Raw genomic sequence first — 11,016 nt, 5'->3', positions numbered from 1 at the left:
CCAGCCTACCGGTGTCCCGCATCCCCTTTTTCAGCGCCCGGGTGGTCTGCATCCGCCGGCGCCGAGCTGGACCCGGTCTGCGAGTTCATCGTCCGCGGACGATTCTGCGCAGCTTCTCGACACGGCGTTGGATATCGCGTTCAACGCCGTGATCGGTGGGGGTGTAGTAGTCACGGCCGACGATTTCGTCGGGCGGATACTGTTGGGCCAATACGCCATCCGGATCGTCGTGCGGGTATTTGTAGCCTTGGGCGTTGCCGAGGGCAGCGGCTCCCGCATAGTGGCCGTCGCGCAGATGTGCTGGGACCGCGCCCGCCTTGCCTGCCGAAATATCGGCCAGGGCAGCGCCGAGCGCGGCGGGTACCGCACCGGATTTGGGGGCCGTGGCCAAGTGGATTGTCGCGTGAGTCAGGGTGAGTTGAGCTTCGGGCATGCCGATGAGTTGCACGACATGCGCGGCCGCGACCGCGGTCTGCAGCGCCATCGGATCGGCCATGCCGATGTCCTCGCTCGCCGAAATCACCAGGCGGCGGGCGATGAAGCGGGGGTCCTCGCCCGCGCTGAGCATGCGGGCCAGGTAGTGCAGTGCCGCATCGACATCCGAGCCCCGGATGGATTTGATGAAGGCACTCACCACGTCGTAGTGCTGGTCACCGGCACGGTCGTAGCGGACGGCGGCCTTGTCCACGCTGGCCTCGACCAGATCCACATCGACGGTACCGTCCAACGAGGATTCCGCCGATGCCTCCAGTGCGGTGAGCGCCCGCCGCGCGTCACCACCCGCGATCCGCACGATGTGCTCGAGTGCTGCCTCGGTCACCGTGTACGCCCCGTCGTAACCGCGCGGGTCCGCGAGGGCGCGGTCGAGCACCAGCCGAATATCGGCCGCGGTGAGCGACTGCAATTGCAGCACCAGCGAACGCGACAGCAGCGGCGAGACCACCGAGAACGACGGATTCTCGGTCGTCGCGCCGACCAGCAGCACGATTCGGTTCTCCACCGCTGCCAGCAATGCGTCCTGCTGCGTCTTGGAGAAGCGATGCACCTCATCGATGAACAGCACGGTCTGCTCGCCCGCGGTGAGACGACGGCGGGCCACATCGATGACCGCGCGCACCTCCTTCACACCGGCCGACAAGGCCGACAGCGCCTCGAATCGACGACCGGTGGCCTGCGAAATCAGCGAAGCCAGCGTCGTCTTACCGGTTCCCGGTGGTCCATACAGCAGCACCGACGCCGCGCCCGAACCCTCGATCAACCGCCGCAGCGGTGAGCCGGGCCCGAGCAGATGCTGTTGACCGACCACCTCGTCCAATGTCGCGGGGCGCATCCGCACCGCCAGCGGCGCACCGGCATCGCGGCGCACCACACTGTCGATGGAGTGTCCGGTCGGCACCTCGTCGCCGGGCACGTCGAATAAGCCTTCGCTCACACCGAGCACGTTACCGAGGGGGACCGACAGCTCCGGCGCGCGTGCCGATTTGCCTGTGCGGTGCACGCTCGTCGGCAATTCGGTGATGAGCGCGCCGCTGGTGTTCCCGCGGCTGGAACCGGCGACCACCGAGCCATTACGACCATGATGGTGTGCTGCTCCGGCCCGCATCGGCGCGACTCGCGAGACTCCACGCGATTCCAGGCGCAGAATTTTTCTCGCGACAGGTTGTCGATTTCCGCCGAGCTCGCTCGTCGGAACGAATACGACGGCCCGATCGGCGGGCCGGCCGAACCCGAAGGAGCGAGATCATGAGCCAGTACCTGGTGCTGATTTACGAGGACGAAAGCGCGTATGCAGGCGCATCGGAGCAGGTTATGGGCGAGGCCTACCAGGCGCACGTGACCTTCCAGGAGATCGCGGGCGACGCGGTGCAAGGCGGTAACGCGCTGCAACCGACCGCCACCGCCACCTCCATCCGGCAGAACGACAACGGCGATTTCACCGTGACCGACGCCCCGTTTGCCGAGGCGAAGGAGGCCCTGGGCGGCTACTACCTGATCGAGGCCGCGGATCTGGACGCCGCGATCGCAGTGGCAAAGCAAGTCCCCGCCCGCTTCGGCGGTGTCGAGGTGCGTCCGATCATGACCTTCGACTAGACCTGTGCCGATCGACACCGATGCGGTCGCCGCAGTCGACCAGGCGCACCGTCGCGAATGGGCCTTCGTGCTCGCCGCGACGGTGCGGCTGGTCCGCGACTTCGACCTCGCCGAGGAATGCGTCCAGGACGCTTATGCGCGTGCGCTCACCGAATGGGCCGCGCACGGCGTTCCGACGAAACCCGGCGCCTGGCTGACCACCGTCGCCCGCCGCCGCGGCCTCGACCTGCTGCGCCGCGACTCCACCTTGCAGCGCACACTGCCCATGCTGGTCACCGACCAGGCCGAGGACACCGCCGACCTCGCGCTCGCGGAACTGGATTCGGCCTCCGCTATCCCCGACGACCGGTTGCGCCTGATCAGCACCTGCTGCCATCCGGCTTTGGCCCGTGAAGCCCAGGTGGCACTGACCCTGCGACTGGTCTGCGGTGTCACCAACGCCGAGGTCGCCCGCGCCTTCCTCACCAGCGAATCGACCATGGCGGCCCGAATCACGCGCGCCAAGAAGAAGATCGCGGTGGCGCGCATTCCGTATCGCGTGCCATCGGTGCGCGAACTCCCCGACCGCCTCGACGCCATCTGCGAGGTCATCCATCTGCTGTTCACCACCGGTCACACCGCGCCCTCGGGTGACGCGCTGGTGCGTGCCGATCTGGTCGAACGCGCGCTCCAGCTTGCCCGGATGATGCACGCACTCGTCCCGGACGACCCTGCCGTCACCGGCCTGCTGGCCCTGATCCTGCTCACCGACGCACGACGCGAGGCCCGCGTGGATACCGAAGGCCGACTATGCACCCTCGAACACCAAGACCGCTCCCGCTGGGATCGCGCAGCCATCGCCGAGGGCATCGCGTTGGTGAAAACCGCTCTGCCACATACGGATCGATACACGCTGCAGGCTGCCATCGCCGCCGTGCACGATGAGGCACCGTCCTGGACGGAAACCGACTGGCGTGAGATCACCGGTCTGTACGCACTGCTATTGCGAATTTGGCCGTCCCCGGTGGTGCGCCTCAATCATGCGGTGGCAGTTGGCCTTTCCGGCAACCCGACCCGAGCCCTCGACCTGCTCGATGACCTCGCCACAGAACCGTCCCTCGCCACCTACGGCTACCTCGAAGCCTCGCGCGCGGCCTTGCTGACCCAGCTGGGCCGCATCACCGACGCAGCCCGAGCCTACGAATCCGCACTACTCCTGACCGAAAACACCATAGAAAGAGCCCACCTCGAATCGCGCCTGTCCGAGCTCACCGCCGAGTAGCAGCGCGAGGTCTCCTGACCTATTCCGACCAGCGCTCTTCGAGCATCGCCGACACATCCTCGGCGAAATCACCCACCGCGTCGTCCCCGGTGCAGCGCGCGTCTTCGGCCAGAGCGGCCCAGCGGTTGATGAGGGCTTCCGAGCGCGGAACCGACAGACCGTGTTCACGGGCGGCGGCGATGCGGGTGTGGTCGGCGGGCAGGAACCAGTAGGTGGTGAGCCACACCCAGATGAGGCGGGCTTCCAGGATGCGTTCGGCGAGCACAGCATCGTCGGCCAGTGCGGGCCAGACACCGACGACCTGGGCGCGCCACGCATCGACCATTTGCTTGGCGCGATCGCGGGACAGTTCGAAGTCGCAGAGGCAGCCGGGGAAGGACACCAGCGCGTAGGCGATATCGAGGGTGGCGTCGCGGTAGCCGCCCCATTCGTAGTCGAGGAAGCGCGCGCCTTCCTCGTTGAGGATCACATTATCGGGGCACAGGTCCGAGGGGCTGAATGCCCGGAAGCGACCTGCGGAGAAAAGACGATTGCCTCGTACGATCCGCTCGGCGATCTCGCCGGGCACCTCGATGCCGAGCTCGCGTTTCAGCATACCGGGCACCTCGGAGATGGCGGCCTCGGCCTGCTGCGCGATGCCGTCGACCCGGTGTACTACATCCACCCGGCGCAGCAGTGCGACGAAATCCGCTTCACGCCCGACGGTTGCCGCATGCATCCGACCCAGTGCCTGTGCGAAGGCCATGAGCGCATTGCGCGTCACCGGTTGCGCACCCGCCTGCAGCACCTGCGTCATCCGTGAATTCTCACCGAGGTCACTCAGGACGAGCAGCCGGTCCGGGAGGCTGTGCGCGATCAGATACGCGCCGGGCCGCTGATCGCGGCTCAGCGCGGTGGTGAATTGATACGACACGGCCTCGCGTAGGAATGCGGAGTCGATGCTGGCGACGCCGGGCGCTAGACCACCCGTTGTGCGGTCCGCCGCGGACCCGCGAACCTGCTTGATGATGAGCGTCCGGGGCAGGGAGTAGGCGTTCTCTGAAACACGCACGCGTAGGACCGTCGTCCTACCACTACCGCTGAGTTCCATCGGATCGCTCAGCTTTACCGGAGCACCCATTCGCTTTGTGAGCAACTGCTGTGCTGCGGACACGACTTCGGCGGCGCGTTCGGCCAATAGTGCGGTCATCGCTAATCAAGCTACTCGCACCGGGTCACTTCTAGCGAGCGGTTACACAACCTTTCCGCGTCGTTCGGCGTGTCTGCGTCAAGGTTGCGGAACGGGCGCTGCTTGCTTGACACCATTGCGGCTGTCCGGTTTTCTCATCGTCAACTGCTGTGCGCCACACCGCAAACCAGTTGCGTCGAAAGGTCTGCAGACAATGTCCGACTCACCGTCGCCCAAGCCGAACGAACCAACTGGCTCGCCCGAACCGAGCGGCGGCGCGCCCGACGAGGCGAGAGGCGAACAGTTCGCCGCGCATCCGGGTCAGCACGAAAGTACCGACGCGGAACCGACGCAAGCAAGCACCGGACACAGCAGGCACGAGATGGCCGGGCCCGCTGGCTACCCACAGTTCGAGGGTCCCGGAGCGGCACAGTACGGCAGTGAACCGCTCGAGCCGCCACCCGCGGTCGGCGCGCCGGGACAACCGGTACAGCCGAGCGACGGTCCACCAGGAACCGGTCCCGGCAGGCCACATCCGGCACCTGTGCCGCCTGGTGCGATGCCGTCCGGAGCTGCCACAACACCTGCAGGCGCGGCCCCGCCGGGCGCGATGCAACCCGGTGTCGGATCGGTTGGCGCGGCAGCCCCCGGCCTGGCGAAGCCCCACACGACGCCGCCTGGTGCCGTACCGCCGGGTGCGATGCCACCCGGCGCACCACAACCCAGCACCACGCCGCCCAGCACCATGCCCCCAGGCGCGATGCCACCCGGCGCACCACAACCCAGCACCACGCCGCCCAGCACCATGCCCCCAGGCGCCATGCCACCCGGCGCACCACAACCCGGCACCATGCCGCCGCCCGGCACGATGCCTCCTCCCGGCGCTATGCCCCCTGGCTCCGAGACCGGCACACCGACCTACGGCTATCAGTCCGCCCCCGGCACACCGATCACCCTCGACGTCGGTAATGCCCTGAGCTACGGCTGGGAGAAGTTCCGCGCGAATTTCGGCCCCTGGCTGGCCATTACCGCGGTCGGCGTGATCATCTATCTCGCCTTCGTGCTCATCGTCCAGGTCGTGCAACCGAATTCGCTGTTCAGTCTGTTGCTGATCTTCCTCGCGGTGATGGCCGCGATCTGGCTGCTGCAGGCCGCCATGATCCGCGGCGCGCTGTATGAAACCGACGGCAACAAACCGACTTTCGCGTCCTACTTCCATTTCGTGAATGCGGGAAATGTCCTCTTGACAGCCCTGCTCGCCTTCGTGCTCACCTGGATCGGCGCGGCGCTATGCTTCGTACCCGGTCTGATCGCGGGATTGCTGTGCATGTTCTCGCTGCACTTCGTCGTCGATCAGGAGCAAGGTCCATTCGACGCGATCAAGTCCAGCGCGACGCTGGTCATCGCCAATATCGGGCAGGTGCTGCTGCTTGCCATCGCGGTGTTGGTCATCGTCATTGTCGCGACTTTGCTGTGCGGCATCGGACTTCTCTTCGCCGGGCCGGTGTGCACGATCGCGGTGACCTACGCCTACCGGGCACTTACCGGCGGCACCGTGTCCGTGACCTAGCATTCGATGCGCTGGGCGCATCTGCCCCAGCGCTGCGGAAGCCCGGCCACGCAATAGAATTGGTCGTCACTTAGCGGGCAGAGTCCGCAGCCACCACCACTGCTTGAACCGTGCGATCGGACCGCCCTCGCTACCCGCGCGCGGGCGCAGCGCCAGCACGAGCACCCCAGCCGTGACGATGCCCGCCAAGTTCACCGCGAGCTGCCCTGCTGACATGAACGCGATATGCCACTCCCCCAGCGTCGCAGCGATCACCGCGAATCCCGCCGCGGGCACGGTCGTCACCGAGATGAACACCCCGACCAGCGCCGCCGATTTCGCGGTTACCAGCGCCAACATGCCCGCCGCGCCCGCCAGCAGTGCCACCACCAGTGAAAACGGCCCCACCTCATAGATGAAGTCGACATTCTTGATGGCGTCCACACCGGTCAAGGTGATCCAGCCGAACTGCTCCCACAGCAAGGTCGCCAACAGCGTGATGACCATCGCCACTGGAAACGCCACCAGCAGCGCGACCGCCGACTTGCGGGCGAGCCGGAAATCGCGCCGCCACAGCCCCACCGAAAAGGCTGCCAGCGGCCCGAATTCCGGCCCGACCACCATCGCGCCGACAATCGTCACCGGCGAGTCGGTAGCCACACCGACCGCCGCGAGCAGGCAGGCGATGGTGAGGAACGCGACGAAACTCAGGGTGAGCGCGGACTCCTCATGAGTCTGCGCGAGCAGTTCCTCCCACACCACCGCATCGGTCGGATCACCGGGCGCCTCCTCGATCGCCCGCTCGCCCGCATCGGAGATCACGGTCTCGACGGGGACGAGTGTGATGCCACCGGTGTGCTTGATCCCGAGCGTGGTCAGATCGGCGAGCACATCGTTGGCGGCCTCACGCGCGACATCGGCCTGGATCAGATCACCGACGGGTTCGACGGCGACACCCCGCGCCAGCGTCACATGGGTGACGCCCCGATCGGCACTCAGCACCGCCATCGCCTTGTCGGTGAGTTCGGGCGGGCTGATCATGCGCAAGTGCAGCACTGGAACCCCTTGTGGTCAGTATCGATGAAACTGACCAGAAAGTACCGTTCCAGCGGCAGCCCGCGCTATTCCGAAGCGCGAACCGCCTCGCCGCCCTCGTCCTTCTTCTTCTCCGGCTTGAAGTCCAAGCCCGCTTCCTTGCGCTGCTGCGCCGTGATCGGCGCGGGCGCATCGGTCAGCGGATCCACCCCGCCACCGGTCTTCGGGAAGGCGATGACCTCACGGATCGAATCCACTCCGGCCAGCAGCGCGGTGATCCGATCCCAACCGAAGGCGATGCCGCCATGCGGCGGGGCGCCGTAGGAGAACGCGTCGAGCAGGAAGCCGAACTTCTCCTGCGCCTCGTCGTGCCCAATGCCCATCACATTGAACACCCGTTCCTGCACATCGCGGCGGTGGATACGGATACTGCCGCCGCCGATCTCGTTGCCGTTGCAGACGATGTCGTAGGCGTAGGCCAGCGCAGATCCCGGGTCGGTATCGAAGGTCTCCAGCGACTCCGGCTTGGGCGAGGTGAACGCGTGGTGCACCGCGGTCCATGCCGAATGACCAAGTGCCACATCACCACTCGCGGTCGCCTCGGCGGCGGGTTCGAACATCGGCGCATCCACGATCCACACGAACGCCCACGCGTTCTCATCGATCAGACCGCATTTGCGCGCGATCTCCCCGCGCGCCGCACCGAGCAGCGCACGCTGCGCCTTGGCCGGACCGGCAGCGAAGAACACGCAGTCACCCGGCACCGCGCCGACATGCTTTGCCAGACCCTCTCGCTCGGATTCGCTGAGATTCTTGGCGACCGGACCGCCGAGCGTGCCATCCTCCTGTACCAGCACATACGCCAGCCCCTTGGCGCCGCGCTGCTTGGCCCATTCCTGCCACGCGTCGAGCTGACGCCGCGGCTGACTCGCGCCTCCCGGCATCACGACCGCGCCCACATACTCCGCCTGGAAAACCCGGAACGGAGTCTCCTTGAAATATTCGGTGCATTCGGTGATCTCGACGCCGAAGCGCAGGTCCGGCTTATCGCTACCGAAGCGGCGCATCGCCTCCGCGTAGGTCATATGCGGAATCGGGAACGGGATCTCATGGCCGACCAGCTTCCACAGCGACTCCAGGATCTCCTCGGCGACCAGGATCACGTCCTCTTGGCGCACGAAGCTCATCTCGAGGTCGAGCTGGGTGAATTCGGGCTGGCGGTCGGCGCGGAAGTCCTCGTCGCGGTAGCAGCGCGCGATCTGGTAGTACCGCTCTATACCGGCGACCATCAGCAGCTGCTTGAACAGCTGCGGGCTCTGCGGCAGCGCATAGAAGTTGCCCGGCTGCAGGCGCGCGGGAACCAGGAAGTCGCGGGCGCCCTCGGGCGTGGACCGGGTCATCGTCGGGGTTTCGACTTCGACGAATTCATGCCGTGCCAGCACCGCGCGGGCGGCCGCGTTGACCTTCGAACGCAGCCGGATGGCCTTACCCGGCGCCTCGCGGCGCAGGTCGAGGTAGCGGTACTTGAGGCGAGCCTCGTCACCGGGCTGCTCGTCGAGTTGGAACGGCAGCGGCGCACTCTCGTTGAGCACCTCGAGTTCGGTGACGTTGACCTCGATGGAACCGGTCGGCAGCTCCGGGTTCTCGTTGCCGTCGGGCCGCTGCTCGACCACACCGGTCACCTGTACGCAGAATTCGGCACGCAACTTGTGCGCCTGAGCAGCGGGCTCACCCTCGCGGAACACCGCCTGCGCCACACCCGAGGCATCGCGCAGATCGATGAAGATCACGCCACCGTGGTCACGACGCCGGGCCACCCAGCCGGTGAGGGTGACGGTCTGACCGGCGTGCTCGCTTCGCAGCGAACCAGCCAAGTGGGTGCGCAGCACGGGATTCCTTTCGACGGATGTGACACCGGCAGGGCGATCCGGTGCGCTTGCCATCGTAGTGAGACACATATCCCGAGAGGAAACCGATATCACCGCGCCGCATGCGAAGCTGTAGACATCAGGTCGTCGGTCCGCAGATTTGGGCCGAAACCGGGCAATACCGCACACGTCCCACCAGGATGCGAGTCTTACGAGCGCCGTTCGCGGCCCGTCTCGCATCCGAGTGGCCGCAGCGCCGTAGGCGCGAGTCTCGGCCGCTCGGATGCGAGACAGCAGGGGCCGCGAATACGCGGCGCCGCGGGCGACGTAAATCCAACACAGAAAGCGAAGCAGATGACCTTCAACGAAGGCCTCCAGATCGACCCGGATCGGGCTTCTTCCGGCGGTGGACCCGGCATGGGCGGCAAACTCGCCCTCGGCGGCGGTGCCGGAGGTCTCATCCTGCTGGTAATCGGCCTGCTGCTCGGCGGAGACCCCGGTTCGCTGCTCGGACAATTGAATGGTAGCGAGAACAGCACCGTGCAGCCCGGCGTCGCGGGCACGCCCGCGCACTGCAAGACCGGTGCGGACGCCAATAGGTACGTCGACTGCCGGGTGGTGCTGACCGCGCAGAGCCTCGACGCGGTGTGGGCGGCACAACTGCCCCAGCAGACCGGCAAGAAGTATTCGAAGCCGAAACTGGTGCTGTTCTCCGGCGCGGTCTCGACCGGATGCGGCAATGCGACCAGTGCGGTCGGCCCGTTCTACTGCCCAGCCGACCGGACCGCCTACTTCGACACCGCCTTCTTCCAGGAACTGGTCGACCGCTTCGGTTCCAGCGGCGGTCCGCTCGCGCAGGAGTACGTGGTGGCCCATGAGGTCGGCCACCACATCCAGAATCTGCTCGGCGATATCGGTCGGGCCCAACAGGATCCGCGCGGCGCGGAATCCGGCGCGGTCCGCACCGAACTCCAGGCCGACTGCTACGCCGGCATCTGGGCCCACTTCGCCGATAAGCAGCCCGCCCCCGGCACCAATCAGCCCTTCCTGAAAACCCTGTCCGACAACGACATCCGTGACGCGCTCTCCGCCGCGTCCGCCGTCGGTGACGACCGAATCCAGCGCGCCGCTCAGGGCCGCGTCAACCCGGAGGCGTGGACCCACGGTTCCTCGGACCAACGCCAGAAATGGTTCCTCACCGGCTACAAGACCGGCCAGGTCCAAGCGTGCGACACATACTCGGCGTCGGACCTGAACAACCCGTCTGCCTTGCGCTGATCACTCAACGGATGCCGCTAGATGGTCTGCTACGGCGATGCGCTGTGCATGCGGTGCAGGTCGACCGAGGCTCAGCGACAGGAATTCGAGCGACACCTCGGCGCGCCGTGCGAGTCGGTGCCCGCGCGCTGAGATGATCGATGCCTCGGTAACCCGAGACCAATTGGACTGCGGCACAGCGTAGATAGGGATTTCATGCGGATAACGAAGTCGGCACTGCTGGTACTCGTCGTGGCACTCGCGGGTAGGTGGGGCGTCGCCTCGGCCGAACCTGCCGCCGACACACCACAACCGCCCGCCACGGCGCTGCTGACACTCACCACCATCCCCAGCGGTTGGTCCGAGCGCGTCGACCTGCGTCCGCTGCTGCAGATCTACCCTGACGGCCACGCGGTCGAACACCCCGACGCGGCATCCACCACCCGCGCCGCCGACACCCCACCCCAGCGGCTCACCGGCACCATCCCCAGCGACGTCCTCAATGCCGCACTGGCGGAAACGAAATCGCTCGCCGCGCTCGACCTCGGCATGCCCAGTGCCACCGACCAGGGCACCGAGATCATCGATCTCATGCAGACCCCGCCCGACCAAGATGTCCATCTGCTCATGTACGCCCCCGACGCGACCGAGAACCTCACGTCCGACCAACAAGCCAACCGCAAGCGGTTCACCGACCTCTACCGAAAACTGCTCGACGCCTTCACCCGAGACCACTGAACCGGGTCGACCTCGAAGGCCATTGCCGCTCACGTACTTCGGCAGCACC

At 66.5% G+C, this 11,016-nt stretch carries 9 protein-coding genes; 5 read left to right on the top strand and 4 right to left on the bottom strand.

What is annotated here, in order from left to right:
* Positions 1-85: 85 nt before the first annotated feature.
* A complete protein-coding gene (locus ACIBG0_RS03165) occupies positions 86-1,432 on the bottom strand; it encodes a replication-associated recombination protein A (protein ID WP_397030172.1) in 1,347 nt (448 codons plus the stop codon).
* Between the two features lie 311 nt (positions 1,433-1,743).
* Between ACIBG0_RS03165 and ACIBG0_RS03160 the strand changes: the two genes are divergently transcribed.
* Both ACIBG0_RS03160 and ACIBG0_RS03155 read left to right on the top strand, forming a co-directional pair.
* The gene (locus tag ACIBG0_RS03160) at positions 1,744-2,091 is read left to right on the top strand and encodes a YciI family protein (protein ID WP_397028712.1); all 348 of its coding nucleotides are present in this window, start codon (positions 1,744-1,746) and stop codon (positions 2,089-2,091) included.
* Positions 2,092-2,095: 4 nt separating this feature from the next.
* The gene (locus ACIBG0_RS03155) at positions 2,096-3,352 is read left to right on the top strand and encodes an RNA polymerase sigma factor (protein WP_397028710.1); all 1,257 of its coding nucleotides are present in this window, start codon (positions 2,096-2,098) and stop codon (positions 3,350-3,352) included.
* A 19-nt stretch (positions 3,353-3,371) separates the two neighbouring features.
* Here ACIBG0_RS03155 and ACIBG0_RS03150 read toward each other — a convergent pair whose 3' ends face one another.
* A complete protein-coding gene (locus tag ACIBG0_RS03150; protein WP_397028708.1) occupies positions 3,372-4,541 on the bottom strand; it encodes a phosphotransferase family protein in 1,170 nt (389 codons plus the stop codon).
* Positions 4,542-4,734: 193 nt separating this feature from the next.
* Between ACIBG0_RS03150 and ACIBG0_RS03145 the strand changes: the two genes are divergently transcribed.
* Entirely contained in the window at positions 4,735-6,090 is a 1,356-nt protein-coding gene (locus tag ACIBG0_RS03145; protein WP_397028707.1) for a hypothetical protein, read from the top strand.
* 66 nt (positions 6,091-6,156) lie between these two features.
* On the opposite strand, the gene ACIBG0_RS03140 is transcribed toward ACIBG0_RS03145, so the two are convergent.
* Both ACIBG0_RS03140 and aspS read right to left on the bottom strand, forming a co-directional pair.
* Positions 6,157-7,125, bottom strand: a complete 969-nt coding sequence (locus tag ACIBG0_RS03140; protein WP_397028706.1) for a DUF389 domain-containing protein — start codon at positions 7,123-7,125, stop codon at positions 6,157-6,159.
* A gap of 65 nt (positions 7,126-7,190) precedes the next feature.
* The gene (gene aspS, locus ACIBG0_RS03135; RefSeq protein WP_397028705.1) at positions 7,191-8,993 is read right to left on the bottom strand and encodes an aspartate--tRNA ligase; all 1,803 of its coding nucleotides are present in this window, start codon (positions 8,991-8,993) and stop codon (positions 7,191-7,193) included.
* A gap of 333 nt (positions 8,994-9,326) precedes the next feature.
* On the opposite strand from aspS, the gene ACIBG0_RS03130 reads away from it, so the two are divergent.
* Both ACIBG0_RS03130 and ACIBG0_RS03125 read left to right on the top strand, forming a co-directional pair.
* Positions 9,327-10,250, top strand: coding sequence for a neutral zinc metallopeptidase (locus ACIBG0_RS03130; RefSeq protein ID WP_397028703.1), 924 nt, complete (start codon positions 9,327-9,329; stop codon positions 10,248-10,250).
* A 195-nt stretch (positions 10,251-10,445) separates the two neighbouring features.
* Positions 10,446-10,967 (top strand): hypothetical protein, encoded by a 522-nt coding sequence (locus ACIBG0_RS03125; RefSeq protein WP_397028702.1) that lies wholly within the window; start codon positions 10,446-10,448, stop codon positions 10,965-10,967.
* Positions 10,968-11,016: the final 49 nt, after the last annotated feature.

Source organism: Nocardia sp. NPDC050630, from assembly GCF_044457245.1.
Classification (GTDB): domain Bacteria; phylum Actinomycetota; class Actinomycetes; order Mycobacteriales; family Mycobacteriaceae; genus Nocardia.
This window is presented reverse-complemented; position numbering and strand designations above follow the sequence as displayed.

Bases quoted from the DNA above. Each gene is read 5' to 3' on its own strand.
- ACIBG0_RS03160 (WP_397028712.1), top strand. From the start codon at position 1,744: ATGAGCCAGTACCTGGTGCTGATTTACGAGGACGAAAGCGCGTATGCA.
- ACIBG0_RS03150 (WP_397028708.1), bottom strand. From the start codon at position 4,541: ATGACCGCACTATTGGCCGAACGCGCCGCCGAAGTCGTGTCCGCAGCA.
- ACIBG0_RS03145 (WP_397028707.1), top strand. From the start codon at position 4,735: ATGTCCGACTCACCGTCGCCCAAGCCGAACGAACCAACTGGCTCGCCC.
- ACIBG0_RS03130 (WP_397028703.1), top strand. From the start codon at position 9,327: ATGACCTTCAACGAAGGCCTCCAGATCGACCCGGATCGGGCTTCTTCC.
- ACIBG0_RS03125 (WP_397028702.1), top strand. From the start codon at position 10,446: ATGCGGATAACGAAGTCGGCACTGCTGGTACTCGTCGTGGCACTCGCG.